Source organism: Azospira sp. APE16 (assembly GCF_047901315.1).
GTDB classification, from domain to species: domain Bacteria; phylum Pseudomonadota; class Gammaproteobacteria; order Burkholderiales; family Rhodocyclaceae; genus Azospira; species Azospira oryzae.
The window spans coordinates 2,170,694-2,195,359 of record NZ_CP179682.1 but is presented as its reverse complement, the minus strand read 5'-3'; the positions used below and the strand labels follow the sequence as shown (position 1 = coordinate 2,195,359).

Below are 24,666 nucleotides of genomic sequence, written 5' to 3'. Positions count from 1 at the left end.
CCTGGTTCCGTCCGCCATTCGGACAGCGGCGGCGGCCTTTGATTCACCAGGCATGGCCGGGCCGGCTCGCCGCCCATGGTTCCAGTGTCAAAAATTCGGGGGCGTCTTGTCAATCGGCATATGCCGAATGCGAGGCGGCGATTGTCCCGGGGGGCGCCGGGAGCAAAAAAAAACGGGGCCTGGGGCCCCGTTTCGTGGTTGCGGCAGGTTTGGCTCAGACGGCGGCCAGGGCCTGTTCCAGGTCGGCGATGAGGTCGTCGATATGCTCGATGCCGATGGACAGGCGCACCGTATCCACCGTGACGCCGGCCTTGGCCAGTTCTTCCGGGTTGAGCTGGCGGTGGGTGGTGGAGGCCGGGTGGCAGGCCAGGGACTTGGCGTCGCCGATGTTCACCAGGCGGGTGAACAATTGCAGCGCGTCCTGGAAGCGGGTGCCGCCCTCGATGCCGCCCTCGACGCCGAAGGTGAGGATGCCGGAGGGCTTGCCGCCCAGATATTTCTTGGCCAGGGCGTGGTCCGGGTGGTTTTCCAGGCCGGCGTAGTTCACCCACTTCACCTTCTTGTGGCTCTGCAGGTATTTGGCCACGGCGATGGTGTTGTCGGTGATGCGCTCCATGCGCAGGGCGGCGGTCTCGATGCCCTGCAGGATGAGGAAGGCGTTGAAGGGGCTGATGGCGGCGCCGGTGTTGCGCAGGGGTACGACCCGGGCGCGGCCGATGTAGGCGGCGGGGCCCAGGGCTTCGGTGTACACCACGCCGTGGTAGGAAACATCGGGCTCGTTGAGGCGCTTGAAGCGGGTCTTGTGCTCGGCCCAGGGGAATTTTCCGCTATCGACGATGATGCCGCCGATGGAATTGCCGTGGCCGCCCAGGTACTTGGTCAGGGAATGCACCACGATGTCGGCGCCGAACTCGATGGGACGCAGCAGGAAGGGGCTGGCCACGGTGTTGTCCACGATCAGCGGAATGCCGTTGCGGTGGGCGATCTCGGCCAGCTTCTCGATGTCGGTGATGTTGCCCAGGGGGTTGCCGATGGTTTCGGCGTAGATGGCCTTGGTCTTGCCGTCGATCAGCTTCTCGAAGGAGGCCGGGTCCCGGTAGTCGGCGAAGCGCACCTGGATGCCCAGCTGGGGGAAGGTGTGGGCGAACAGGTTGTAGGTGCCGCCGTAGAGGGTGGCGGTGGAGACGATGTTGTCGCCGGCTTCGGCGATGGTCTGGATGGCGTAGGTGATGGCAGCCTGGCCGGAAGCCAGGGCCAGGCCGGCGATGCCGCCTTCCAGGGCGGCGACGCGCTTTTCCAGGACGTCCTGGGTGGGGTTCATGATGCGGGTGTAGATGTTGCCCGCCACCTTCAGGTCGAACAGGTCAGCCCCGTGCTGGGTGTTGTCGAAGGCGTAGGAGGTGGTCTGGTAGATGGGTACCGCCGCCGCCTTGGTGGTGGGATCGGGGGAATAACCGGCATGTACGGCCAGGGTTTCGAGCTTCGGCATCAGGAGTCTCCCTTGTTTGGATGATCGGTGGGGCGGCCCCTCGGTGGCCGCCATGACAGTGGATGAGAGTCTAGCACTAAAAAAGCGGTTTTCTAGATCGATTGGGTATATGCAAACTACGAGTTGGTTCCTAGGGACTTTCCCGGGAAGTACCTAGGACGAACCCTGGGGGCGCCGAATATTACTTTCGTTTTATGCGCAAAGGCATAAAATTAAATCAAGCCAACCACTATAAGAAAAGAGGTGTGCCATGCGTCCCCTCGACCTTATCCGAGCCTTCTTCAGCGGTAGTCCCTTCTCCCGGCGGGAACGGGAGGAAGTGCGCAGCCAGATCAACTTCTGCCGCGTGGCGGCTGAATGGACGGCGGTGCGCCGCGAAGTTACCGCCTGGGTGGTGGACGGGCGTACGCCCGGGCCCATGTGGTGCGAGCGCCTGCCCCGGCTGGAAGAACGGCCCCTGGGCCGCTGGATCGCCAGCGGCGCCCGGCGCAACTTCGGCGATCTGGGTTCCTTCTCCGATTTCGCCCGCATCCACCGCCAGGTGTGCGAGGACGTGCGGACCATCGCCCGGGCCCAGGCCCAGGGTGACGAGCAGGAGGCCAGCCGCAGCTTCCACCACGACTTCGAGCCTCACTACCGGGAGTTGCGCAGCTGGCTGGTGCATCTGGCCGACCTGTTCGACGCCGGCTGCGCCCAGGGCATGGAGGAAGAGTTTCAGTTCACCCAGCCGGCGATGATGCGGTAGAGGGCGGCGGGCAGGCCGACGCAGAGCAGGGCGAAGACGGTCAGTTTCAGTTCGGCCCACTGGCCGTCCCAATAGCGGCCCTGGAACCAGGCCCACCAGTCGGGGAGGGCGGCCAGTCTCAGGTCTTCGGCAAAGTCGGCAGCGTCGTCGAACATCATGCGCCAGATGTCCCGCAGGGGCGGCACCGACAGGGCCAGGCAGGCCAGCAGCAGCCAGGGATGGTCCACCCAGGGGATGAGGCTCTGCAACACCCGCGCCTAGCCCCGCTGCAAGGTCTTCAGTTCGTACAGCAGGTCCAGTGCCTCTCGCGGCGAGAGGCTGTCCGGATCGATCTCCCCCAGCCGCTCCAGGGCCGGGTGGGCCGGAGCTTCCGGCCCCTCGTCGGGCGCCGGGACGGCGGCGAAGAGGTCCGGCTGCAGCGGGTCCACCGCGGCACGGGTTTCCAGCTGCCGCAGTTCCTTCTTGGCGGCCCGCACCACCGCATTGGGAATGCCGGCCAGGGCCGCCACCTGAATCCCGTAGCTCTGGTTGGCCGGGCCTTCTTCCACGGCATGGAGGAAGACGATGCGGTCGCCGTGTTCCACCGCGTCCAGATGCACATTGACCAGGGCCGGGTATTCGTGGGCCAGGCGGGTCAGCTCGAAATAGTGGGTGGCGAACAGGGTCAGGCTGCGGTTCTTTGCCAAGAGGTGGCGCAGGATGGCCATGGCCAGGGCCATGCCGTCGAAGGTGGAGGTGCCCCGGCCCACCTCGTCCATCAAGACAAGACTTTGTTCCGTGGCGTTGTGCAGGATGGCGGCGGATTCGGTCATTTCCACCATGAAGGTGGAGCGGCCCGAAGCCAGATCGTCGGAGGCGCCGATGCGGGTGAAGATCTGGTCCATGGGCCCCAGGCGGGCCGCCTTGGCCGGCACGTAGCAGCCGACGTGGGCGAGCAGGGCGATCAGCGCCGTCTGCCGCATGTAGGTGGATTTACCGCCCATGTTGGGGCCAGTGATGAGCAGCAGGCGGCGTTCCGCTTCTTCGCTTTCCCCCAGGTCCAGGTCGTTGGGGATGAAGGTGTCGCCCTGGGTCTGCAACTCGTTTTCCACCACCGGGTGGCGGCCCGCTTCCAGCCACAGGCCGGGCCGGTCGGTGAATTCGGGGCGGCACCAGTTGCGGGCCACGGCGGTGTCGGCGAAGGAGGCCAGCATGTCCAGCTGGGCCAGGGCCCGGGCCACCGCCTGCAATTGGGGCACCACCGGCTGCAACTGATCCAGCACCTGCTCGTAGAGCCACTTTTCCCGGGCCAGGGCCCGGTCCTGGGCGGAGAGGGCCTTGTCCTCGAAGGCCTTCAGTTCCGGGGTGATGTAGCGTTCGGCGTTCTTCAGGGTCTGGCGCCGGCGGTAGTCGTCCGGCACCTTGTCGGTGTTGGCGTGGGTGACTTCGATGTAGAAGCCGTGCACCCGGTTGTATTCCACCTTGAGGGTGGCGATGCCGGTGCGTTCCTTCTCCCGGGCTTCCAGGTCCACCAGGAAGGCGCCGCAGTTGTCGTTGAGGGCCCGCAGCTCGTCCAGCTCGGCATCGAAGCCGGTGGCCATGACGCCGCCGTCCCGCACCATGGCCGCCGGTTCCTGGGCGATGGCGCGCATGAGCAGGTCGATGGCCTCCACCGGCGCTTCCAGCTGGCCCCACAGCTCACCCAGCAGGGGCGAGGGATGGCCGGCCAGGGGGCGGCGCAGTTCCTCCAGGCAGGCGAGGGAGTCGCGCAGGCTGGAGAGGTCCCGGGGGCGGGCGTTGCGCAGGGCAATGCGGCCGGCGATGCGCTCCACGTCGGCAAAGCCCTTCAGGCCGCTGCGCAGGTACTGGGCCAGGGCCAGGTGGTCCGCCATGAGGGCGCCGATGGCGTCGATGCGGGCCGCCGGCGCCGCCCGATCGCGCCGGGGATGGTGCAGGGCGTGGCGCAGGTAACGGGCGCCCATGGCGGTGATGCAGGAATCCAGCAGGGAAAACAGGGTGGGGGAGGCTTCGCCCCGCAGGGTCTCGGTCAGCTCCAGGTTGCGGCGGGTGGCGGCATCCAGCCCCAGGTAGGCGGACTCCCGCTCCACCATGAGGCCCTGGACGTGGGGCAGGGCCTGGGTCTGGGTGGCCTGGGCGTACTGCAGCAGGGCCCCGGCGGCCCCCAGGGCGGGGCGCAGGTCTTCGGCGGCAAAGGCGGTGAGGCTCTGCACCTTGAAGTGCTCCAGCAGCAGGCGCTTGGCCGCTTCGGCGTCGAAATGCCAGTCCGGGCGGCGGGTGGTGGCGGCGCTGATATTCACTTCTGGCACCAGGGAATCGGGCAGCAGCACTTCGGCCGGGCGGATGCGTTCCAGGGTGGCGGCCAGCTTTTCCGTGGCCACTTCGCTGACGCGGAATTCGCCGCTGGCCAGGTTGAGCCAGGCCAGGCCCCAGACGCCCCGGCCGCCGGTCAGGGCCATGAGCAGGGTGTCCCGCTTCTCGTCCAGCAGGGCGGCGTCGGTCAGGGTGCCGGGGGTGACGATGCGGGAGACGGCCCGCTCCACCGGGCCCTTGCTGGTGGCCGGGTCGCCCACCTGTTCGCAGATGACCACGGATTCGCCCATCTTCACCAGCTTGGCCAGGTACTGCTCCACGGCGTGGTAGGGCACCCCGGCCATCTTGATAGGCAGGCCGGCGGACTGGCCCCGGGTGGTGAGGGTGATGTCCAGCAGGCGGGCGGCCTTTTCCGCATCCTCGAAGAACAGCTCGTAGAAATCTCCCATGCGGTAGAAGAGCAGGGTGCCCGGATGCTGGCTCTTCAGCGCCAAATACTGCTGCATCATCGGGGTGTGGCCGGAGGGATCGCTGTTCTTCTTGGTTGCCATGGGCTTCGCAAAAATGGATGGGCGCGGCAGGGGCCGCCGAAGGGGCGGATTATCCCGTGTCTGGCGGCGGGGGGGAAGGTCGGGGGGAGAAGTCTGGCCGAATTTCCCTTGGGGCGGGAGGGGGACTTAAGGTTGGCTTAATCCTGGCTGCCAATACTGGCTCCCGTATTCACTTTGGGAGACCCAAATGTATTTCCCCAGACCCTTGGCCATGGGCGTCGCCCTGGCGCTCCTGGCCGGCAGCACCCTGGCCGCATCGCCCACCTCGCCTGCCGAACTGCAGGCCGCCTGGCTGGCGGAGGCCCGGCAGTCCAATCCCGCCTTGCGCGCCTTTTCCGCCGAGCGGGGCCGCAGCTTCTTCAGCACTACCCATGGCAGCGACTGGAGTTGCGCTTCCTGCCATACCAGCAACCCGGGCCAGGGCGGCGCCCATGCGGTGACCCGCAAGCTGATCGAACCCCTGGCTCCGGCCGCCAATCCCCGTCGTTTCAGCGATGCCGCCAAGGTGGACAAATGGTTCGGCCGCAACTGCAAGGATGTGCTGGGCCGGGCCTGCACGCCCGAGGAGAAGGGCGACCTGCTGGCCTATCTGCTGACCGTGAAACCCTGAGGAGTGATGCCATGAAAACACTACAGAGCCTGTCCCTGGCAACCCTGCTGCTGGCTGGCGGCGCCTGGGCCGGCGACCATCGTTATGCCCTGTCTCCAACCTACGCGGCGGAGTGCGGCAGTTGCCACGTCGCCTATCCGCCGGCATTGATGGATGCTGCCGGCTGGAAGGTGACCCTGCAGCAGCTGGAGCGCCATTTCGGCAGCGACGCCAGCCTGGAGCCCCAGGCCCAGCGGGAGATCGCCAGCCTGCTGCAAGCCCAGGCCAGCACCCGCAGCGCCCATGAGGGCAAGGGGGCGGCGCCGCGCCTCACCACCACCGCCTGGTTCCAGCGCAAGCATCGGCCCGCGGAGCTGCGCGGCTACCCGCTGCCCAAGGTGCCGGCCGGCGCCAAGGCCACGCCCATGGCCCAGTGCCAGCAATGCCATCGCCGGGCCGAACAGGGCGATTTCGGCGAAGGCTCCCTGCAGCCGGCCGATGGCCGTCGATGAGGAACCGCCATGACTACCCATGAGCAACAACGTATTACCGCCGCCAACGCGTCGGATTCCTTCCCCGGCAAAATCCTAGTGTGGGACGTGCCGGTGCGCCTGTTCCACTGGAGCCTGGCCCTGGCCTTCACCACCGCCTTCATCACCAGCGAGTCGGAACGCTGGCAGCTAATTCACATCGCCAGTGGCTACGTGGTGGCGGCCCTCATCGTCTTCCGCCTTCTGTGGGGGCTGGTGGGCAGCCGTTACGCCCGCTTCAGCCAGTTCGTCCGGGGCCAGGCGGCGATCCGCGAGTATTTGCTCGGCATGCTGCGCTTGCGCCCGCCGCACTACACCGGCCACAATCCCGCCGGCGCCCTGGCCGTGCTGGCCCTCCTGGGCCTGGGCCTGCTGACGGCCGCCACCGGCTGGATGACCTTCAACGAGGTGGCCGGGGACTGGCTGGAAGAGGTCCATGAAGGCGTGGCCTCCGCCATGCTGGGGCTGGTCTTCGTCCATGTGGCAGCCGTGCTGTGGAGCAGTCTGCTGCACCGGGAAAACCTGGTGGCCGCCATGTGGCACGGTTACAAGCAGGGACGGCCGGAGGACGGCATTGCCCGCCGTCACCTGCCGGTGGCCGTGGGGCTGCTGGCCCTGATTGGTGGCGCCATTGCCCTGGCGCTGGCGTGATTGGATAGGGCGCACACAATAGAGAGGTCCGGCAGCAATCATGCGAATTCTCATCGTGGAAGACGACCAGGCCCTGGGGGAAGGCATCCAGATGGGCCTGCGCCAGGGCGGCTGGCAGGCCGACTGGGTGCAGGATGGCGAGGCTGCCGGCCACGCCCTGGCCAGCGAGCCCTTTGCCGCCCTGGTGCTCGATCTGGGGCTGCCCAAGGTGTCCGGCCTGGAGGTGCTGCGCCAGCTGCGGGCCCGGGGCGATGCCATGCCGGTGCTGATCCTCACCGCCCGGGATGCGCCGGATGACGTGGTGGCCGGCCTCGATGCCGGGGCCGACGACTACATGATCAAGCCCTTCAACCTGCAGGAACTGGGCGCCCGCCTGCGGGCCCTGACCCGTCGCCGCGGTGGCCGCGCCGTGCCGGAAATCGTCCATGGCAATCTGCGCCTGGACCCGGCCGGGCGGCGGGTGACCCTGGCGGGGCAGGCGGTGGAACTGTCGGCCCGGGAATTCGACCTGCTGCACGAACTGCTGGCCCAGGCCGGCCGGGTGCTGACCAAGGCCCAGATCGAATCCCATCTCTATGCCTGGGGCAGCGAGCTGGAATCCAATGCCATCGAGGTGCACATCCATCACCTGCGGCGCAAGCTGGGGGCCGACCTGATCCGCACCGTGCGCGGCGTCGGCTACCTGATCCCCGAAGCCGGCCGGAGCCCGGCGCCATGATGCGCACCTATTCCCTGCGCCTGCGCATTCTCTTCGGCATCCTCGCCGCCGTCGCCCTGGTGTGGAGCGTGGTCGGGGTCATCGCCTACCGGGAGGCCCGGCACGAGGCCGAAGAACTGCTCGATGCCCACCTGGCCCAATCGGCCACCCTGCTGTTCGCCTTTCTCGGCGACGAGGCCGACGACATCGGCGAGCGCCTGCCCCGGCATCGCTACGACAAGAAGGTGGCCTTCCAGGTGTGGGATGGCGAGCGTCTGCTGACCCGCTCCCCCCGGGCGCCCGACAGCCGTCTGTCGCCGCGGGAAGAGGGCTTTTCCGATGTGACTATCGACGGCAAGGCGTGGCGTGTCTTCAGCGTGCGCGATGCCCGCCGCCACTACCTGATCCAGGTTGCCGATGCGGCCGAAAGCCGGGCGGAGATCAGCAACGAGGTGGCCAGCCATCTGCTGCAGACCATGGGCGTGGGCCTGCCGGTGCTGGGCCTGGTGCTCGGCATTTTCGTCCTGCTGGCATTCCGCCCCCTGTCCCGTCTCGCCGATTCCATCGGCGCCCAGGCGCCCCAGCGGCTCCAGCCCATATCCCTGGCCGAGGCCCCGCGGGAAGTGGTGCCGATTCTGGAACGTCTCAACCGTTTGTTCGAACAGGTCCGGCGTGCCCAGGACGATGAGCGCCGTTTTACCGCCGATGCGGCCCACGAATTGCGCACGCCCCTGGCCGTGCTGCAGACCCATGCGGAAGTGGCCCAGGCCGCCGGCGACGACGCAACCCGGCAGCGGGCCCTGGCCCATCTGGTCAGCGGCAGTCGCCGGGCGGCGCGGCTGGTGGATCAGCTGCTGACCCTGGCGCGGCTGGACGCCCAGGCCGAATTGCCGGACCAGGAAGCCTGCCCCCTGCGCCGCCTGGCGGTGGAAACCGTGGCCTCCCTGGCCCCGGCCGGCTTCGACAAGGGGGTGGAGCTGGAGGTGGAAGAGGGGCCGGAAATCAGCGTCACCGGTTCGCCCCTGCTGCTGCAGGTGCTGCTGCGCAACCTGCTGGACAACGCCATCCGCCATACGCCCGCCGGTGGCCGGGTGCTGGTCTGCTGCCAGGCGCAGGGGGACGGCGGCGCTGATGCCGTCCTGCATGTGCGCGACAGCGGCCCGGGCATTCCCGCGGAGCAGCGCCAGGAGGCCCTGGCCCGCTTCCGCCGGCTCGATCCGGGCGCCGGTGACGGCCACGGCCTGGGCCTTTCCATTGTCACGCGGATCGCCGAACTGCATGGCGCCCGCCTCAGCCTGGGAGCCGCCGCCAATCTGGGGGGACTGGACGTGGCGATTGCTTTCCCGGTCCGCGCCCGGCACCCGTCTCCTCCCCTGGGTGATTGACTAGCTGACTTGAACCAGTGCGTCATGCACACTGAGTGGTCCCATCCCATTCCCGCAAGGATGACTGTGAATACCTCGCCCATTGCTGCCTCCTACATCGATGTGGACCTGCGCCAGGTCATCTACGCCCTTTCCGACGCCCTCGACCTGGTGGGCATCGACGACGTGGCCCACGGCAAGCGGGTGGGCATCATGGCGGCGGCCTGCGCCCGGGTCATGGGGCTGGACCGGGGCGACACCACCTTTCTCTTCGACCTGGGGCTGCTGCACGACATCGGGGTTTCCTCCACCCGCACCCACAACCACCTGGTCAGCGAATTCGACTGGCAGATGTCCCAGGAGCACTGCAACGTCGGCTGCGAGCTGCTGCGGGACTTCGGGCCCCTGGCCGCCATGGCCGAGCCGGTGCATTACCACCACACCCACTGGCAGGACCTGCAGGGGCGGGCCGACGTCTCCCGCCAGGTGGCCGAGCAGGCCAACCTGATTTTCCTGGTGGACCGGGTGGATGCCCTGACCGCGCCCTACTACAGCAGCGGCAACGTGCTCATGCAGGCGCCGGCCATCCGCCAGAAAATCCGCGACAGCGCCGGCACCTTCTTCGCCCCCGAACTGGTGGAAGCCTTTCTCCAGGCCTCTGCCGCCGAGGCCTTCTGGCTGCGCCTGGAGCCCCGGGGCATCCAGTCCGCCCTGGAGGACATGCTGGCCCAGGGTCAGCCCTGCCGCGCCTCCCTGGCCCAGCTGAAGCAGCTGGCCGGCATCTTCTCCCGCATCGTCGATGCCAAGAGCCCCTTCACTGCCGAGCATTCCCTCGGCGTCGCCCGTCTGGCCCGGCATCTGGCCGAGGCCATGGGGGTGCCCCAGGCCAACTGCGAGCGCCTGGAAATCGCCGGCCTGCTGCACGACCTGGGCAAGCTGCGGGTGCCCGACGAGGTACTGGACAAGCCGGGCCAGCTCGACGAGCGGGAACGCAAGATGATCAACGCCCACAGCTTCGAGACCTACCAGATCCTGCACCGCATCCGGGGCTTCGAGGAAATTGCCGCCTGGGCCTCCTATCACCACGAGGAGCCGGACGGCAGCGGCTACCCCTTCCACCTGACCGTGGACGCCATGTCCCGGGAGGCCCGCATCCTGCGGGTGGCGGACATTTTCCAGGCCATGGCCCAGGACCGTCCCTACCGGGCCGGACTCTCGGCCGATGCCGTGCTGCAGTTCCTCCAGGAACTGGCGCACCAGGGCCGCATCGACGCCGAGGTGGTGGCGGTGGCGGCCCGGGACATGGATGCCGCCATGCGGGCGGCCCGGCCTGCCGCCGCCTGATGCCGTCGGAGAGCGGCTCCGGTGCTTGGCCCGAAGGGGCCGGGAATGCGACCATGGTGCCATTGCGGCGTCGTTAGAAAAGGTGAATGACGATGGATGTGGTCTATCTGGTCTACGGCCTGGCCTTCCTCCTCATGGGCGTGGTCATCGTCGTCCGCTACGACCACCGCAGCCATCTGCAGCTGTCCCGCATCCTGTGGATGCTGGCGGCCTTCGGTTTCGTCCACGGCTTCCTCGAATGGACCGACTTGTGGCGCGAAGTGCGGGGCGACGTGCCCTGGCTGGCCGCGACGCGCCCCTTCCTGCTGCTGCTTTCCTACCTTTTCCTGTTCGAGTTCGGCCGCAACCTGGTGCTGGCCTCCCTCGCCCCATCGCCCTGGCAGGCCCGTGTACGCTGGCTCCTGGGACCCTGGCTGTATTTCCCCATGCTCCTGGGCGTCGCTCTCGGCGCCGGCCTCAGCGCCGCGCCGCTCCTGGGCATGACCATCTGGTCCCGCTACCTGGGCGGCTTTCCCGCCAGCCTGCTGACCGGCATCGGCTTCTACCTCTACTGCCGGCAGGTCCTGCTGGAGACCATGCCGGCGGCGGAACAGCGCTCCATCCGCCTGGCCAGCAATGTGGCGGCCGGGGCCTTCATCCTCCATGCCGTGCTGGGGGGCATCGTGGTGCCCCGGGCCGACTGGTTCCCGCCATCCCTCATCAACCAGCAGACCTTCCTCGAACTGTTCCACGTCCCGGTGCAACTGCTGCGGGCGGCCTGCGCCGTGCTGGTGGCCCTGGCGGTGATGGGCCTGCTGAAGATATTCCAGCTGGAGAGCCTGCAGCGGCTGCAGGATGCCCTGGCGTCGGCGGAGCAGGCGAGCCGGGCCAAGTCCGAGTTCGTCGCCAACATGAGCCACGAGCTGCGCACCCCCATGAACGGCGTCCTCGGCATGGCCCAGGTGCTGCGGGAAACGCCCCTGGACGAGGAGCAGCGGGAATACGTGGAGGTCATCAACAGCAGCGGCGAATCCCTGCTGGCCATCATCAACGACATCCTGGACCTGTCGAAGATCGAGGCCGGCCGGCTCGACCTGGAGAGCCGGGACTTCGACCTGGGGCAGCAGCTGGCCCAGGTGATGGAACTGTTCGCGCCCCAGGTGCGGAGCAAGCGCCTGGAGATGCACCTGCATGTGGAGCCGGACGTGCCCCTCAAGCTGCGCGGCGATCCGGGGCGGTTGCGCCAGATCCTGGTCAATCTGGCGGCCAACGCGGTCAAGTTCACCGCCCGGGGCGAGATCACCCTCTCGGTGTGGCGGGAAGGGGAGAGCGGCGGCAACGTCATCCTGCGCTTCGCCGTCAGCGACACGGGCATCGGCATCCCGGCGGAAAAGATTCCCCAGCTGTTCGCCCCCTTCACCCAGGTGGACGGTTCCATCGCCCGCAAGTTCGGCGGCACCGGCCTGGGGCTCTCCATCAGCAAGCACCTGGTGGAAATGATGGGCGGCTGCATCGGCATCAACAGCCAGGCCGGCCAGGGCGCCACTTTCTGGTTCACCGTGGTGCTGGCCCGGGGCGAGGCCTAGGGCGGCACCGCCACCGTTTCAGCCGGCGTCCGGATAGAGCCCGCACAGGGTGCGTACGGCGGCCCGGATCGCTTCCGGCCGGGTGTTGCCGAAGCCCATCAGCAATCCCCGTGAGGCGCCGGCCCCGGGGCCGACCCGGTAGGCCGACAGGGGTGTGACGCCGATGCGGTGGGCGCGGGCGGCGGCGGCCAGGGCCAGGTCGTCCACCCGCCCGGGCAGATGGGCCAGCAGGTGCAGCCCGGTGGCCGCATGGGTGACGGAAAACCGTGCTTCTCCGGCTTCCCTGAGGGCATCGAGCAGGGCGGCCCGCCGTTCCCCGTAAAGGGCCCGGGTGCGGCGGATGTGGGCGCCCAGGTGGCCGTTGCCGATGAATTCGGCCGCTGTGGCCTGGATCGAGGCGGGTACCCGGTGGTCGGTGCCGTTGCGCACCGTCTGCAGCACCTCCACCAGTTCGTCGGGCACCACCAGATAGCCCAGCCGCAGGCCCGGGGCCAGCAGCTTGCTCAGGGTGCCGATGTAGATGACGCGGCCGTTGCGCGCATCCAGGGCCTTCAGCGCCGGGGTCGGCGCCCCTTCGTGACGGAACTCGCTGTCGTAATCGTCTTCCAGGATGAAGGCGTTGACCTCGTCGGCCCATTGCAGCAGGGCCAGACGGCGCTCCAGGCTCATGGTGACGCCCAGGGGATACTGGTGGGAGGGCGAGACCAGGGCCAGCCGCGCCTCCGGCGCCCGCCGGCGGCCGTCCTCCACGTCCAGGCCCGCGTCATCCACCCGGATGCCCACCGCCGTCACGCCGGAGAGGACCAGGCTGCGGTAGGCAGCGTCGTAGCCGGGGTTTTCCACCCACACCGAATCCCCCGCGTCGGTCAGGGCCAGGGCTGCGATGGCGATGGCCGCCTGGGCGCCGGGGGCGATGATGATGTTGTGCGGGCGGCAGACCACGCCCCGAGCGGCGCCCAGGTATTCGGCCAGGGCCACCCGCAGGGCCAGCAGCCCCTGGGGCTCGCCGTAGGACAGGTCGGGGGCCGGATGGCGGCGCCAGAAGCGGCCGTCGAGGCGGCCCCAGAGGGCGTAGGGAAAGGCATCCAGGGCCGGCAGGCCCGGCGTCAGGGGCCAGGCGGCTTGGGCCATGGACATGGAGTCGGGGCCGCGCAGGCAACGGGCGCGCTGGGAGCCCGGCGTGCTTGCGGGGGCTGCCGCCGGCCGCCGTGGGGCAGTGTTCCTGGCGGAAGCGGCAGACGCGATCGAAGCGCTGCCCCCAGGAGCCGGTGCCCGGGCCGGGCCGGCGGCGTGGGCTGCCACATAGGTCCCCGATCCCTGGCGCGCCTCGAGAAAGCCTTCGGCGATCAGCTGCTCGTAGGCGCCGGAGACGGTGATCCGGGACAGCTTCAGTTCCGCCGCCAGCACCCGGGAGGCGGGCAGGCGGATGCCGGCCTGCAGGGTGCCGTCCGCCACCCCCTGGCGGAAGAAGCGCACCAGCTGCTCGCGCATGGACAGCCGGCTGCCCGCTTCGGGGGCGAAGCGGTTCCAGATCGGGTAGGCGGTGGCACGGGTTCTCATGGAGAGTTTCTCAGCTTGGTGGAAAGTGAAGTTCGGTGCACGGGAATCGGGAAAAGCGGCGTCGGCAGCGGCCGGAGAAGTGCGGCAGGCGACATCCGGCACTGTCCGGGCATGGAAAAGTGGTCTTATTAATTATCAAAAGTGGCAATTTATACAAGGCCATTTTGCCGCCACACTGGCGGGGCTGACAAGGCCAACCGACGCCCCAGGAGACCGCCCGTGAACACCCAATCCCTCAAGCCCGCCGACCTGCTGCACCCCACCGTGGCGGCCCTGATCTCGGTCATCGTCAATTACGGCGGCACCTTCATCCTGGTTTTCCAGGGCGCCAAGGCGGCCGGCCTGAGCCCGGAGCAGACCGCCTCCTGGATCTGGTCCATTTCCGTGGGCGTCGGCCTGACCGGCGCCTGGCTGAGCTACCGCTACCGGGAGCCCATCATCACCGCCTGGTCCACCCCCGGCGCCGCTTTCCTCATCGCCGTGCTGCCCACCACGCCCTATGCGGAAATGATCGGCGCCTACATGCTCTCCGCCGTCGGCTTCATGGTGCTGGGCGTCTCCGGCTATTTCGAGCGGGTGGTGAAGATGATTCCTCCCGGCATCGCCGCCGGCTTGCTGGCCGGCATCCTGCTGCGCTTCGGCATCGGCGCCTTCGGCGGCGCCGGCATGGACCCGCTGCTGGTAGGGGTGCTGGTGCTGACCTATGCCCTGCTGCGCCGCTTCACCGCCCGCTATGCCATCGTCGGCGTGCTGGTGGCCGGCATCCTGCTGCTGCTCGGGCTCGGCCAGGCCAGCTTTGCCGGGGTCTCGCTGAAGCTGGCCCTGCCGGTGTTCACCACGCCCGCCTTTTCGGTGAACGCCCTGCTCAGCGTGGCCCTGCCGCTCTTCGTCATCACCCTCACCGGCCAGTACATGCCGGGCATGCTGGTGCTGCGCAACGACGGCTTCAAGACCAGCGCCAGCCCCATCCTGGCGGTGACCGGGCTGGGCTCCCTGCTGATGGCGCCCTTCGGCTCCCATGCCTTCAACGTGGCCGCCATCACCGCCGCCATCTGCACCGGCAGGGAATCCCACGAGGAGCCGGGCAAACGCTACATCGCCGGCCTAGCCTGCGGCGTGTTCTACACCCTGGTGGGCATTTTCGGCACCACCCTGGCGGCCCTCTTCGTGGTGCTGCCGCCCGCCTTCATCACCACCCTGGCTGGCCTGGCCCTGCTCGGCGCCATCGGCGGCAGCCTGGCCACCGCCCTTGTGGATCTGCGGGGGCGGGAAACGGCCCTGATCACCTTTCTCGCCACCGCCGCCAACGTCACCCTGTTCGGCCTGGGGGGCGCCTTCTGGGGCCTGCTCGCCGGCCTGGCAGCCCACGCCCTGATCCACGGCGACCTGCGCCTCCTGCGCGGCATGCCCCGCCTGGGCCAGTCCGCAGCCGGGGAGGGGCGCTAGGGCCGGGCCCGGGCGGATACCCGCAATGGGCGCCGGGGCTGCCGGCGCCTCGTCCATCAGCAACAGAGAAAGGCAACGAGAGATGAACAACCCAAACGATCTGCCCCGGCAGCCATGCGACCAGGCCCCCGGAGCACTGGGCCGCACCGACCCCGAAGCGGCCCGCTACGTGGCTGCCGAATATGCGCGGCAGCGGAATTCGATCGAGCTGATCGCCTCGGAGAACATCGTCAGCCCCGCCGTGCTGGAAATGCAGGGCTCGGTGCTCACCAACAAGTACGCGGAAGGCTACCCGGGCCGGCGCTATTACGGTGGCTGCGGCCCGGTGGATGGGGTGGAAGCCCTGGCCATCGCCCGGGCCAAGGGCCTCTTCGGCTGCGCCTACGCCAATGTGCAGCCCCATTCCGGCAGCCAGGCCAACCAGGCCGTTTATCTGGCCCTGCTGCAACCGGGCGACACCATCCTCGGCCTGGGCCTGGCCGCCGGTGGCCACCTGACCCACGGGGCGCCGATGAACCAGTCGGGCAAGTGGTTTCGCGGCGTCGCCTACGGCGTGCGGGCGGACGACCACCGCATCGACATGGCGGAGGTGGAACACCTGGCCTATGAACACCGACCCAAGCTGATCATCGCCGGCGGTTCCGCCTATTCCCGCATTCTCGATTTCGCCGAGTTCCGCCGCATCGCCGACCGGGTCGGGGCGCGGCTGCTGGTGGACATGGCCCACTTCGCCGGCCTCGTCGCCGGCGGCGCCCATCCGTCGCCCCTGCCTTACGCCGACGTGGTGACCTCCACCACCCACAAGACCCTGCGCGGGCCCCGGGGCGGCCTCATCCTGAGCAACGACGCGGCCTTCGGCAAGGCCATCGATTCCGCCGTTTTTCCCGGCCTGCAGGGCGGACCCCTGATGCACGTGATCGGCGCCAAGGCGGTGGCCTTCGGCGAGGCCCTGCAACCGGAGTTCCGCAGCTATGCGGCCCGGGTGGTGGAAAACGCCCAGGTCCTGGCCCAGACCCTGGCAGCCGGCGGCCTGCGCATCGTTTCCGGCGGCACCGACACCCATCTGGCGGTGGCCGACCTGCGGCCCCTGAATCTGACCGGCAATGTGGCGGAGAAGGCCCTGGAGCGGGTCGGCATCACCCTCAACAAGAACGCCATTCCCCACGATCCGCAAAAGCCCATGGTCACTTCCGGCATCCGCGTCGGCAGCCCGGCCGGCACCAGCCGGGGCTTTCGCACCGCCGAGTTCCGCCTGATCGGCGGTCTCATCGTGCATCTGCTCGAAACCCTGGCCGCCAATCCGGAAGCGCCGGACCCGGCAGTCGCCGCTGCGGTCCGGGCCCAGGTGGCGGAACTGTGCCGCCGCTTCCCCTTGCCTTACTGAGTCTGACTCACGTACCCGGGCCTTCCTGCCGCGGCGGTGAGCTGACCTGATGGCTAGGCGCAGCCTTCGCAGAAGGCGTAGGGCCGTTCGCCGTCGCCCTGCAATTGCAGGCGCCCGTCCTGGCGCAGCAGCATGCCCTGGCGCACCATGGTGCTGACCGAGCGGGAGAGGTGGCCGGCGCTGCAACCGATGCGCCGGGCCAGCAGGTGCATGGGCAGGGTGGCTTTGCCGCTGGGCTTCTGCCCGCTCCGGATGCCGTTCTCCCCGCAGCGCAGATAGCACAGCAGACGGTTGTTGGTGGGCATGGAGCGGCCGTGTTCCCGCTCCCGTTCCAGGGCCCAGATGTGGTTGGCGATGCTGCTGGTGAGGGCCTTGCGGAAGATGGGCAGCTGGGCGATCAGCTGGTCCACGATGTCCAGGGGAAGCTGCAGCACTTCGGAATAGGTGACGGCGCGGATGCCGTAATCCTGCCGGGCGGCCTCGCCCTCGGCGGCGGGACCGGCGGCCAGGGCCTCGGTGCCGAACAACTCCGATTCGGCCAGCAGGCGCAGGGAGCGTTCCCGGCCTTCCGCATCCGTCACCGCCAGTTCCAGGCGGCCGTGGCGGACGACGAACAGACTTTGCCTGCGGTTGTGGCAGGACTGCCACAGGGTGCCCGGGGCCCAGCGTTCCCAGCTGACCCGATGGGCGATCCGGGCGTCCTGCAGCACTTCCTGCAGAACTTCCATGAGCGTTGGCGAGGCGATGCTCTCACCTGTCGTGATTTCCATGTCCAACCCCCGTTGATGTCGTCTTGGTTTTTTTGTGCAACGGGCGAAAGATGGCGTCTGGCAAGCGATGGCGCGGGGGTGGTGTGGGGGGCGGATTTTCTCCTTGCAATCCAGTACCTTGGAAAGTCGAAAACTTGATGTGAATCAAGTTTCACAAATTCATGCCGGCAGGATGCCGTCGCGGTGTCGCGAGCCGACTGCCGGCATGGCGAACCAAGGTCGCCGCCGGCGAAAAAAAAACCGGGCGCCGGGCCCGGTTTTTGGCAGCGCGCGAAGCGCCTTATTTTTCCACGAAGGCCCGCTCGATGACGTAGTCGCCGGGAGTGCCGATGTGGGGGGAAACCTGGAAGCCGAGGCGGTCCAGCATGGCGCTGGTGTCGGCCAGCATGGCCGGGCTGCCGCAGAGCATGGCCCGGTCGGTTTCCGGGTTGAGCTGGGGCAGGCCGATCTGGGCGCACAGCTTGCCGCTTTCCAGCAGGTCGGTGAGGCGGCCCTGGTTGCGGAAGGGTTCCCGGGTCACGGTGGGGTAGTAGATCAGCTTTTCCCGTACCAGCTCGCCGAAGAACTCATTGTTGGGCAGCTCGTTCTCGATGAAGTCGGAATAGGCCAGTTCACTCACCGTGCGCACGCCGTGGATCAGCACGATCTTGTCGAACTGCTCGTAGGCCTCCGGGTCCCGGATCACGCTCATGAAGGGGGCCAGGCCGGTGCCGGTGCCCAGCAGGTAGAGGTGCTTGCCGGGCTTCAGGTCGTCCAGCACCAGGGTGCCGGTGGGCTTGCGGCTGACCAGCATCTTGTCGCCCGGGTTGAGGTGCTGCAGGCGGGAGGTGAGGGGGCCGTCCGGCACCTTGATGCTGAAGAATTCCAGATGGTCCTCGTAGTGGGCGCTGGCGATGCTGTAGGCGCGCATCAGGGGGCGGCCCTCCACTTCCAGGCCGATCATGACGAACTGGCCGGTGCGAAAGCGCAGCCCCGGGTCCCGGGTGGTCTTGAAGCTGAACAGGCTGTCGTTCCAGTGATGCACGCTGGTGACTTCTTCGTGGATGAACGAGGACATGGCAGGACTTTCGCGGATCGTGGGGACAAAGGTGACGGGAAGTTGGAACGGATTCTAGGGGGCGGGTTCATATATATGAATCGAATTAAATTTATATAATCAGTCAGACAAATTGATAAGCAAGGCCCCTCGCCATGAAATTCACCCTGCGCCAGTTGGAATCCTTCGTCGCCGTGGCCCGCCAGGAGAGCGTCTCCCGGGCGGCGGAGAGCCTGTCCCTGTCCCAGTCGGCGGTGAGCATGAGCCTCAACGAGCTGGAAAAGCAGTTCGACACCCGCCTCTTCGACCGCCACGGCAAGCGCCTGCAGCTCAACGAACTGGGGCGCCAGCTGCTGCCCCGGGTGCAGGCCCTGCTCGACCAGGGGCGGGACGTGGAGGCCCTGCTGCAGGGCGAGGGGGAAGGCGGCCCCCTGCGCCTGGGGGCGACCCTGACCATCGGCAACTACCTGGCGCCCCTGCTGCTGGGAGAGTTCATGGGCGGGCGGCCGGAGGAATCCCGGGGCCGGGTCCATCTGGAGGTGCACAACACCGCCACGGTGATCCGCCAGGTGGCCAATTTCGAGCTGGATTTCGGCCTCATCGAAGGCGTCTGCCAGCACCCGGATCTGGAAGTGTCGCCCTGGATCGAGGACGAACTGGCGGTCTTCGCCGCTCCGGACCATGCCCTGGCGGGCAGGCAGGACGCCACGCTCGAAGACCTCCTGGCCGAGCCCTGGATTCTGCGGGAGCCCGGCTCGGGCACCCGCCAGACCCTTGAAGGGGCGCTGGGTTCACGGCTGCCCCGGCTGAAAGTGGCGCTGGAACTGGAACACACGGAGGCCATCAAGCGGGCCGTGGAGGCGGGTCTGGGCATCGGCTGCATTTCCCGTCTGGCCCTGAAGGAGGCCTTCCGCCGCGGCAGCCTGGCGGAACTGCCGCCCCCCGGGCTCAATCTGCGGCGCCAGTTCCACTTCATCATCCATCGCCAGAAATTCCGCACCCGGGGCATCCAGCATTTTCTCGACCTCTGCCGCCGGGCCGTGGACGGCATCCAGCGCAGCGACCAGATCGTGCTGCGCCGGGCCGACGGCTCGGTCATCGATTACCGCTAGGGCAGGGCGGCGCGGCCCCGGGCGCAGCAGCGGCGGGGCTTGGCGCAAGACGGGGTGTGAAGCAAGGCAGGGAAGGGCGCCGGCAGTCGCCGCTGGAGGCATGCGGGCCGCCCGAGGGGCAGCCGGCAGGAACGGCTAACGGTAGTGGATGGCCAGCCAGACGGTGGCCTGGTCCTGGGCGGTCCAGTGCACCCGGTGGCGGCGGTGGGGGGCGATGTGCAGCCAGTCGCCGGGGGCCAGGCGGCGCGGCTCGGCCTCGTCCTCGAACTGCAGTTCGGCGGCGCCGCTGAGCAGGGCCACCCATTCGCCGTCCTCCTGGTCGTACCAGAAACCGGGCGGGCTCGACTGGCCGGTGGAAACGATGCGCTCGAGGCGAAAGGCGCCACCCGCCAGCAGCGCGTCGAAGCGCTCTCCGTCGAGGGGGCCGTCGGGAACGGCCAGCAGATTGCCCCAGGGGGCGGGTGCGTCCATGGCGCCTGTGCTTTCTGCCCCTTGGCTGCCCCCGGCCTGGAATGGCCGGCCGGGGCGGGTCGGGGCGGAGGGGCTGGAAAGCCCCTTAGCCGTCGATGCGGACCACGTCTTCCGGTTCGAATTCGTCGGGGATGGTGCCGTCGCCGATGCCGGTGACCATGGCGGCGGTGGTGTCGGTCAGCTTGACGAAGTATTCGGCGCTGATGGGGTCGAAAAACTTCTGGCCGATCTCGATCTTGTCGAAGGTGCTGCGGCGCTGCGTGCCTTGGGTGCTCATGGTGTGCCTATGGATTTGCAGGTGGGGAAAGCGCCGGCGGGCGCCCCGATTGGTTTCTGGGCCCGGATTCTCTCACAACGGCGCCATCTTTGCCGCTGCCGGACCGCCGTCGCCGTCTTCATTCTAGGCGAGGCGGCAGCGTCGTTTAAGGACGATTTTCCGCCCCGGCCCGGGCGGCAGGCCATGGCTGCGGCAGGTTCTGGCTTCATGCCGACGGGATGGCCGGTGGGCGGCGCCGGGCCCGTTCCCGGCGGGGGCCGGCCATGGAGCCATCCTGTCCGCCCGGGCCTGTTCCGGGCGTTCGCGGAAAAGCGGCCGTGCCCCGCTGCCCCGCGCCCGCCCATGTCTCAGCCCGGCAGCGGTTCCCCGAGCGCCAGGGCCAGTTTCAGCCGTTGCACCGCATCGCCCACCATGCCCGTTTCCAGATTGCCGTAGCCCAGCACCAGGCCGTTGCAGCGCACCGGGGGCCGGGCGTAGTGGCTGAGGGGGCGCGGGCCCAGGCCCAGGGCGGCGGCCCGGGCGGCCACGGCCCGGTCGTCCTGCTGGGGCGGCAGTTCCAGCACCAGGTGCAGGCCGGCCTCGCCGCCGGTAAGTTGCAAGCCCGGCCCCAGGGCGGCGCTGAGGGCCTGGCGCAGGGCCGTCTGGCGGGCCGCGTAGCGGGCGCGCATGCGGCGCAGGTGGGCGGTGTAGTGGCCGCGCCGGATGAAGTCCGCCAGGGCCCGCTGCTCGATGCCCTGGCCGGCCCGGGTGGTCTGGGCCGCGGCCAGGGCGAAGTCGGCGGCGATGCCCCGGGGCAGCACCAGATAGCCCAGGCGCAGGCCCGGGTAGAGGGTCTTGCTGAAGGTGCCCACATAGACCACCGGCGCCTCCTCCTGCAGGCCGAAGAGGGCCGGGGGCGCCGGGCCGGCGCGGCGGAATTCGCTTTCGTAGTCGTCCTCGACGATCCAGGCGCCGGCCTGCCGGGCCTGCTCGATGAGGTCCAGCCGGCGCCCCAGGGGCATGACCCGGCCCGTGGGGTACTGGTGGGAGGGGGTGAGGAGGATCAGCCGGGGCGGCCGTTCCGCCCAGTCCGCCGCCGTCGGCGCCATGCCGCCCTCGTCCACCGCCACGTCGTGCAGGGCCAGGCCGGCCAGGCTCCAGGCGATGCGGGCCGCCTGGTAACCCGGGTTTTCCAGCCAGGCGGTGTGGCCGGCGTCGGCCAGGAAGCGGGCGCACAGGTCCAGGCCGCTCTGGGTGCCGCTGGTGATGACGATCTGCTCCGCCGCCACCGGCAGGCCCCGCACCGTGGTCAGGTGGGACGCCAGTTCCCGGCGCAGGGCCGGGTCGCCGCCGTGGGCGGTGTAGCCCAGTTCCCGCCAGCTCACCTCCTGCCAGGCCCGCTCCAGGCAGCCCCGCCAGGCGCGGAAGGGAAAGGGGCCGTAATCCGGAATGCCCGGGCTGAAGGGCAGGGGCGGCGCATGGGGCACGGCGGCGGGCTGGCGGGCGATTTCGGCCCGGGCCGACAGCCCCGGCGAAGGCGGGGCCGGGCCGCGTTCGGCAGGCCCGTCGGCGGTGGCGCCCAGGGCGGCCAGGGGCGCCACCCGGGTGCCCTGGCGGTCCGCCACCAGGCAGCCTTCGGCCGTCAGCTGCTCGTAGGCGAAGAGCACCGTGTTGCGGGCGATGCCCAGGGAATCGGCCAGGGCGCGGCTGGCCGGCAGGCGCGTGGCCGGGGCCAGGCGGCCGCAGAGAATGGCGTCCCGCAGGCGGTGGTAGAGCAGGCGCTGCCGGGGCATGGCCTCGGGCAGGGGCGGGGCCAGCAGCCAGTCCAGTTCCATCGTGGCTCCATGAATAATGTGTTTGGTGGCGCTACAGAAGGTACCACGCAAGCCTTAGGCTGGCCCTGTTTCCATTCACCGGAGCTTGCCGCCATGCGCGAATCCCAGCCTTCCCCAAACCCTTCCGGCCCTTCCGCCTCTTCCAGCCCCTCCGCCCGCACCCGGGTCCTGCGCCGGCCCCAGCGGGCCGCCTACGACCTGGCCAGCGTCGCCGCCATCGTGGATGCGGGCCTGCTGTGCACCGTGGCCTTCCAGTGGGAGGGCAGCGTGCACGCCATTCCCACCCTGCACTGGCGCGAGGGCGACCACCTCTACCTGCACGCCGCCAAGGCCTCGCGCCTGGGCCAGGCCCTGCTGGCCGGGGAGGCCTGCGTCAGCATCGCCCTGGCCGACGGCCTGGTGCTGGCCCGCTCCGCCATGCACCACTCCCTCAATTACCGCTCCGTGGTGATCTACGGCCGTTTCGAGGCGGTGACCGAGCCGGAGGAGAAACACCGGGCCCTGCGGGCCTTCATCGAAGGCCTCTACCCGGGGCGCTGGGAGGAACTGCGGCCCATGACGGCCAAGGAGGTGAACGCCACCGCCGTGCTGCGCCTCTCCCTGGCCGAAGCCTCGGCCAAGGTGCGCCAGGGCGGCCCCAAGGACGATGCGGAGGATCTGACCTGGCCCGCCTGGGCCGGCGTCATTCCCCTGCAACGCCGCCAGGGCGAGCCGGTGATGGAAGCCGACAGCCCCCTGACGGAAGCGCCCCCGACCCGCTTCGGCAGGCCGGGGCAGGATGGGGCGAGCGTGGCGGGTGTGGATTAGGCGGCAAGCCCGCCCCCGGGCGGGGCCCGGCGGGTAGAAGGAGGATTGACCGAGGCCCGGAACCTGGCCTCAGGCGACCTGGTCCGGCGTCTCGCTGCCGGCCGGGCCCAGGTGGGCCTCGGCCATCTGCTCGGCCACGGCCCACAGGGCGGGGGAGCCCTTCTCGATGGGCGGGCGGCAGCGCTGCTTCACCTGCTCCAGGGTGACGGCGCATTCCACCCAGGTGCCGCCCTCGGTGGCGGCGTTGTGCAGCATGGGCTGAAAGCGGTCCAGGGCCTTGGCGAATTTGGCATCGTCGCTCTCCGCCGCCTCGAACTCGAACCACAGTTCCCGAAACTCCGCCGCCTGGGCTTCCGGCAGCAGGCCGAAAAGGCGCTCCGCCGCCAGCCGCTCCCGCTCCGCCTGCCCCGCATGGGTTTCCGGCACATGGAAGGGTACGTCCCCCGCGTCGATCTCCACGATGTCGTGGATCAGCAGCATCTTCACCACCCGCAGCACATCCACCTCCCCCGCCGCATGTTCCGCCAGCACCAGGGCATAGAGGGCCAGATGCCAGGAATGCTCCGCACTGTTCTCCCGCCGCGAGCGATCAAGCAGGGGCGTAAGCCGGACCACGCTTTTCAGCCGGTCAATTTCGCGGAGGAAGGTGAGTTGTTGGGGGAGGGGGGAGGGCATGGGGGGCGATATTGGTACTAGGCATGCCAGTCTAGACCAAGACAATGCTTTATTCTAAAAATGATGGGGTTGCCCTTAAGTAGATATTCCCTAATTTGCTCAGTTAATGACTGCTTCAAAAGTTTGAATAGAAATGCGGTGGAAACTCTCTTTCCTTGGCATAATTCATTTTCTAAAGAAGGTTGATCTAAATGCTGGGGTGTTTTTTATTTTTAAATGTAATTAGTCAAGAATGTTAGAGGTTGGTTGTTCTTTTGGATTCATTATTTTTTCCTTAAACAAATCCAATGTGCTAATTATGTTTTTCTTAATTTCATCATTGTTAATTGTTTCTGCCATAAATTGGATTGCTTCAAATAGGGCGGGTGTTGGCATAATTAATTGGGCAGTTGGCGCAAAGTTATTGTCGCCAGCCTCGACGGCAAGAGTAAGTCGAGTAACAGCGGAACCAATTCCAATATTTGTGAATCGGTCTGCATAAATTACATTTGTCGGCATGCTCTTTGAAGTTTGAATTTCATTTTGTAGCGGTTTTGGTGTTGGCACTTTTATTCTCCACTATTTCAAAATTAATATTGCTATGTATCTGACTAAGAGCTGGTGTTGTTTGAATTTCAATAGCTTTTATTTTGCTCTTTGTGTCTTGTGTTAATGGTCGTAGGCTAACGTAGATAGGCTTGTGATTTCCGGTGGCTATATCTTGAGCAACTTCCTGCGCTGTTTGTACCTCAAAGAGATTATTTAATTGGTATGTTAAATTCAATATGCCCAATGTTTGGGTTGATGGTCTGTGTTTCTCACTTATTACACTTTGCAAAGAAAGTGTGGGCTCCATACCCATTCCGATGAGGAGATCACTCAATGTGTCTAATGTCCAATTTCCTGGTGAGCCAAACCAGCGTGTGACCTGTTCCGGTTTTCGCCTAATTCGCCGCGCAAGACATGAACGAGTTGTCTTTCCTTCCCGTTCTTGAGCCAAAAATTCGGCAAGAACTAACTCATGGATTCGGTTACTTAGTCGTCCACGGAAATATGCCAACACGCCAACAGATAGGGGAGGGGTGTCGGATATTGCGTTAGACGAGCAAAGTGTTGGTTGAGATATAGTCGTTTGGGTAGTCATGAACATTGACTCCAGATGATTTTGGTTCATAGGCAGGAAAAAGGTGTTTCCATTGAGTTTTGCATTCGACAATTGCATCCCTCCATGCGCGTTCTCCTGGACCTCCTAAGTCTGCCCGATGCCACCAACTGGTAGCGATAAAAATATCCGTTTCGGCAAACCTTCCAAGCACTCTAATCCCTGGTTGTGGATCTCTGCTCCTGATTTCCCACACCTCCTCACGCCAGCGATATAACTGACGCAAATACGAACTCCTCCCACCAGACATGGGTCGTTCAGCAACTGACAAGACCCCACCCTGAACAAAGCGATCAAGGTCTGCATGCAAGTAGCCGCAGCGCTCCTCCCAGCTTTCG

General features: G+C 67.3%; 24 protein-coding genes. 12 read left to right on the top strand and 12 right to left on the bottom strand.

The annotated features are described in order from the left end of the window. Positions 1 to 214: 214 nt before the first annotated feature. Positions 215 to 1,489, bottom strand: a complete 1,275-nt coding sequence (locus tag ACLSSQ_RS10550) for an O-acetylhomoserine aminocarboxypropyltransferase/cysteine synthase family protein (RefSeq protein ID WP_014237298.1) — start codon at positions 1,487 to 1,489, stop codon at positions 215 to 217. A 250-nt stretch (positions 1,490 to 1,739) separates the two neighbouring features. Here ACLSSQ_RS10550 and ACLSSQ_RS10545 point away from each other — a divergent pair, with 250 nt between their 5' ends. Next, positions 1,740 to 2,234 carry a CZB domain-containing protein gene (locus tag ACLSSQ_RS10545; RefSeq protein ID WP_014237299.1) on the top strand — a complete coding sequence of 165 codons (495 nt, stop codon included), beginning with the start codon at positions 1,740 to 1,742 and terminating at the stop codon, positions 2,232 to 2,234. Here the strand turns inward: ACLSSQ_RS10545 and ACLSSQ_RS10540 are convergent. Continuing rightward, complete coding sequence (locus ACLSSQ_RS10540; RefSeq protein ID WP_287874194.1) at positions 2,204 to 2,482, bottom strand: hypothetical protein; 279 nt, start codon at positions 2,480 to 2,482, stop codon at positions 2,204 to 2,206. The genes ACLSSQ_RS10545 and ACLSSQ_RS10540 overlap by 31 nt on opposite strands. A 9-nt stretch (positions 2,483 to 2,491) precedes the next feature. After that, on the bottom strand, positions 2,492 to 5,095 hold the full coding sequence (mutS, locus tag ACLSSQ_RS10535; RefSeq protein ID WP_416242645.1) for a DNA mismatch repair protein MutS: 2,604 nt from the start codon (positions 5,093 to 5,095) through the stop codon (positions 2,492 to 2,494). Positions 5,096 to 5,282: 187 nt separating this feature from the next. On the opposite strand from mutS, the gene ACLSSQ_RS10530 reads away from it, so the two are divergent. From ACLSSQ_RS10530 to ACLSSQ_RS10500, 7 genes are all read left to right on the top strand, one after another. Continuing rightward, positions 5,283 to 5,705, top strand: coding sequence for a DUF1924 domain-containing protein (locus tag ACLSSQ_RS10530; RefSeq protein WP_205230268.1), 423 nt, complete (start codon positions 5,283 to 5,285; stop codon positions 5,703 to 5,705). Between the two features lie 11 nt (positions 5,706 to 5,716). After that, on the top strand, positions 5,717 to 6,196 hold the full coding sequence (locus ACLSSQ_RS10525) for a cytochrome C (protein ID WP_416242644.1): 480 nt from the start codon (positions 5,717 to 5,719) through the stop codon (positions 6,194 to 6,196). A 9-nt stretch (positions 6,197 to 6,205) separates the two neighbouring features. Continuing rightward, entirely contained in the window at positions 6,206 to 6,865 is a 660-nt protein-coding gene (locus tag ACLSSQ_RS10520; RefSeq protein WP_416242643.1) for a cytochrome b/b6 domain-containing protein, read from the top strand. A 40-nt stretch (positions 6,866 to 6,905) separates the two neighbouring features. Beyond that, entirely contained in the window at positions 6,906 to 7,583 is a 678-nt protein-coding gene (locus tag ACLSSQ_RS10515) for a response regulator transcription factor (protein ID WP_014237305.1), read from the top strand. Next, positions 7,580 to 8,947 carry an ATP-binding protein gene (locus ACLSSQ_RS10510; protein WP_416242642.1) on the top strand — a complete coding sequence of 456 codons (1,368 nt, stop codon included), beginning with the start codon at positions 7,580 to 7,582 and terminating at the stop codon, positions 8,945 to 8,947. Before ACLSSQ_RS10515 ends, ACLSSQ_RS10510 begins: the two co-directional genes overlap by 4 nt. A gap of 60 nt (positions 8,948 to 9,007) precedes the next feature. Continuing rightward, complete coding sequence (locus ACLSSQ_RS10505) at positions 9,008 to 10,270, top strand: HD-GYP domain-containing protein (protein WP_416244291.1); 1,263 nt, start codon at positions 9,008 to 9,010, stop codon at positions 10,268 to 10,270. Between the two features lie 86 nt (positions 10,271 to 10,356). Then, the gene (locus ACLSSQ_RS10500) at positions 10,357 to 11,835 is read left to right on the top strand and encodes an ATP-binding protein (RefSeq protein WP_416242641.1); all 1,479 of its coding nucleotides are present in this window, start codon (positions 10,357 to 10,359) and stop codon (positions 11,833 to 11,835) included. Between the two features lie 18 nt (positions 11,836 to 11,853). On the opposite strand, the gene ACLSSQ_RS10495 is transcribed toward ACLSSQ_RS10500, so the two are convergent. After that, the gene (locus tag ACLSSQ_RS10495) at positions 11,854 to 13,395 is read right to left on the bottom strand and encodes a PLP-dependent aminotransferase family protein (protein WP_416242640.1); all 1,542 of its coding nucleotides are present in this window, start codon (positions 13,393 to 13,395) and stop codon (positions 11,854 to 11,856) included. A gap of 219 nt (positions 13,396 to 13,614) precedes the next feature. Between ACLSSQ_RS10495 and ACLSSQ_RS10490 the strand changes: the two genes are divergently transcribed. Beyond that, positions 13,615 to 14,841, top strand: coding sequence for a benzoate/H(+) symporter BenE family transporter (locus tag ACLSSQ_RS10490; protein WP_205230275.1), 1,227 nt, complete (start codon positions 13,615 to 13,617; stop codon positions 14,839 to 14,841). A gap of 82 nt (positions 14,842 to 14,923) precedes the next feature. Next, a complete protein-coding gene (gene glyA, locus ACLSSQ_RS10485; protein ID WP_416242639.1) occupies positions 14,924 to 16,225 on the top strand; it encodes a serine hydroxymethyltransferase in 1,302 nt (433 codons plus the stop codon). A gap of 53 nt (positions 16,226 to 16,278) precedes the next feature. Here glyA and ACLSSQ_RS10480 read toward each other — a convergent pair whose 3' ends face one another. Both ACLSSQ_RS10480 and ACLSSQ_RS10475 read right to left on the bottom strand, forming a co-directional pair. After that, a complete protein-coding gene (locus ACLSSQ_RS10480; protein ID WP_416242638.1) occupies positions 16,279 to 16,995 on the bottom strand; it encodes a Crp/Fnr family transcriptional regulator in 717 nt (238 codons plus the stop codon). A gap of 280 nt (positions 16,996 to 17,275) precedes the next feature. Continuing rightward, entirely contained in the window at positions 17,276 to 18,052 is a 777-nt protein-coding gene (locus ACLSSQ_RS10475; RefSeq protein WP_014237313.1) for a ferredoxin--NADP reductase, read from the bottom strand. Positions 18,053 to 18,186: 134 nt separating this feature from the next. Here ACLSSQ_RS10475 and ACLSSQ_RS10470 point away from each other — a divergent pair, with 134 nt between their 5' ends. Further along, on the top strand, positions 18,187 to 19,143 hold the full coding sequence (locus ACLSSQ_RS10470; protein WP_416242637.1) for a LysR family transcriptional regulator: 957 nt from the start codon (positions 18,187 to 18,189) through the stop codon (positions 19,141 to 19,143). 135 nt (positions 19,144 to 19,278) lie between these two features. Here the strand turns inward: ACLSSQ_RS10470 and ACLSSQ_RS10465 are convergent, their stop codons facing one another. The 3 genes from ACLSSQ_RS10465 to ACLSSQ_RS10455 form a co-directional block, all read right to left on the bottom strand. Continuing rightward, entirely contained in the window at positions 19,279 to 19,614 is a 336-nt protein-coding gene (locus ACLSSQ_RS10465) for a cupin domain-containing protein (RefSeq protein ID WP_416242636.1), read from the bottom strand. Positions 19,615 to 19,699: 85 nt separating this feature from the next. Next, the gene (locus ACLSSQ_RS10460; RefSeq protein WP_014237316.1) at positions 19,700 to 19,891 is read right to left on the bottom strand and encodes a hypothetical protein; all 192 of its coding nucleotides are present in this window, start codon (positions 19,889 to 19,891) and stop codon (positions 19,700 to 19,702) included. A gap of 347 nt (positions 19,892 to 20,238) precedes the next feature. Then, on the bottom strand, positions 20,239 to 21,705 hold the full coding sequence (locus ACLSSQ_RS10455) for a PLP-dependent aminotransferase family protein (protein ID WP_416242635.1): 1,467 nt from the start codon (positions 21,703 to 21,705) through the stop codon (positions 20,239 to 20,241). 93 nt (positions 21,706 to 21,798) lie between these two features. Here ACLSSQ_RS10455 and ACLSSQ_RS10450 point away from each other — a divergent pair, with 93 nt between their 5' ends. After that, a complete protein-coding gene (locus tag ACLSSQ_RS10450; protein ID WP_416242634.1) occupies positions 21,799 to 22,512 on the top strand; it encodes a pyridoxamine 5'-phosphate oxidase family protein in 714 nt (237 codons plus the stop codon). A 69-nt stretch (positions 22,513 to 22,581) separates the two neighbouring features. On the opposite strand, the gene ACLSSQ_RS10445 is transcribed toward ACLSSQ_RS10450, so the two are convergent. From ACLSSQ_RS10445 to ACLSSQ_RS10435, 3 genes are all read right to left on the bottom strand, one after another. Further along, the gene (locus tag ACLSSQ_RS10445) at positions 22,582 to 23,187 is read right to left on the bottom strand and encodes an HD domain-containing protein (RefSeq protein ID WP_416242633.1); all 606 of its coding nucleotides are present in this window, start codon (positions 23,185 to 23,187) and stop codon (positions 22,582 to 22,584) included. A 222-nt stretch (positions 23,188 to 23,409) separates the two neighbouring features. Next, positions 23,410 to 23,733, bottom strand: coding sequence for a hypothetical protein (locus ACLSSQ_RS10440; RefSeq protein ID WP_416242632.1), 324 nt, complete (start codon positions 23,731 to 23,733; stop codon positions 23,410 to 23,412). Further along, on the bottom strand, positions 23,705 to 24,310 hold the full coding sequence (locus tag ACLSSQ_RS10435; RefSeq protein WP_416242631.1) for a hypothetical protein: 606 nt from the start codon (positions 24,308 to 24,310) through the stop codon (positions 23,705 to 23,707). The genes ACLSSQ_RS10440 and ACLSSQ_RS10435 overlap by 29 nt, the downstream gene beginning before the upstream one ends. Positions 24,311 to 24,666: the final 356 nt, after the last annotated feature.

Bases quoted from the DNA above. Each gene is read 5' to 3' on its own strand.
- ACLSSQ_RS10550 (WP_014237298.1), bottom strand. From the start codon at position 1,489: ATGCCGAAGCTCGAAACCCTGGCCGTACATGCCGGTTATTCCCCCGAT.
- ACLSSQ_RS10545 (WP_014237299.1), top strand. From the start codon at position 1,740: ATGCGTCCCCTCGACCTTATCCGAGCCTTCTTCAGCGGTAGTCCCTTC.
- mutS (WP_416242645.1), bottom strand. From the start codon at position 5,095: ATGGCAACCAAGAAGAACAGCGATCCCTCCGGCCACACCCCGATGATG.
- ACLSSQ_RS10530 (WP_205230268.1), top strand. From the start codon at position 5,283: ATGTATTTCCCCAGACCCTTGGCCATGGGCGTCGCCCTGGCGCTCCTG.
- ACLSSQ_RS10525 (WP_416242644.1), top strand. From the start codon at position 5,717: ATGAAAACACTACAGAGCCTGTCCCTGGCAACCCTGCTGCTGGCTGGC.
- ACLSSQ_RS10520 (WP_416242643.1), top strand. From the start codon at position 6,206: ATGACTACCCATGAGCAACAACGTATTACCGCCGCCAACGCGTCGGAT.
- ACLSSQ_RS10515 (WP_014237305.1), top strand. From the start codon at position 6,906: ATGCGAATTCTCATCGTGGAAGACGACCAGGCCCTGGGGGAAGGCATC.
- ACLSSQ_RS10510 (WP_416242642.1), top strand. From the start codon at position 7,580: ATGATGCGCACCTATTCCCTGCGCCTGCGCATTCTCTTCGGCATCCTC.
- ACLSSQ_RS10505 (WP_416244291.1), top strand. From the start codon at position 9,008: ATGACTGTGAATACCTCGCCCATTGCTGCCTCCTACATCGATGTGGAC.
- ACLSSQ_RS10500 (WP_416242641.1), top strand. From the start codon at position 10,357: ATGACGATGGATGTGGTCTATCTGGTCTACGGCCTGGCCTTCCTCCTC.
- ACLSSQ_RS10495 (WP_416242640.1), bottom strand. From the start codon at position 13,395: ATGAGAACCCGTGCCACCGCCTACCCGATCTGGAACCGCTTCGCCCCC.
- glyA (WP_416242639.1), top strand. From the start codon at position 14,924: ATGAACAACCCAAACGATCTGCCCCGGCAGCCATGCGACCAGGCCCCC.
- ACLSSQ_RS10480 (WP_416242638.1), bottom strand. From the start codon at position 16,995: ATGGAAATCACGACAGGTGAGAGCATCGCCTCGCCAACGCTCATGGAA.
- ACLSSQ_RS10475 (WP_014237313.1), bottom strand. From the start codon at position 18,052: ATGTCCTCGTTCATCCACGAAGAAGTCACCAGCGTGCATCACTGGAAC.
- ACLSSQ_RS10470 (WP_416242637.1), top strand. From the start codon at position 18,187: ATGAAATTCACCCTGCGCCAGTTGGAATCCTTCGTCGCCGTGGCCCGC.
- ACLSSQ_RS10465 (WP_416242636.1), bottom strand. From the start codon at position 19,614: ATGGACGCACCCGCCCCCTGGGGCAATCTGCTGGCCGTTCCCGACGGC.
- ACLSSQ_RS10460 (WP_014237316.1), bottom strand. From the start codon at position 19,891: ATGAGCACCCAAGGCACGCAGCGCCGCAGCACCTTCGACAAGATCGAG.
- ACLSSQ_RS10455 (WP_416242635.1), bottom strand. From the start codon at position 21,705: ATGGAACTGGACTGGCTGCTGGCCCCGCCCCTGCCCGAGGCCATGCCC.
- ACLSSQ_RS10450 (WP_416242634.1), top strand. From the start codon at position 21,799: ATGCGCGAATCCCAGCCTTCCCCAAACCCTTCCGGCCCTTCCGCCTCT.
- ACLSSQ_RS10445 (WP_416242633.1), bottom strand. From the start codon at position 23,187: ATGCCCTCCCCCCTCCCCCAACAACTCACCTTCCTCCGCGAAATTGAC.
- ACLSSQ_RS10435 (WP_416242631.1), bottom strand. From the start codon at position 24,310: ATGACTACCCAAACGACTATATCTCAACCAACACTTTGCTCGTCTAAC.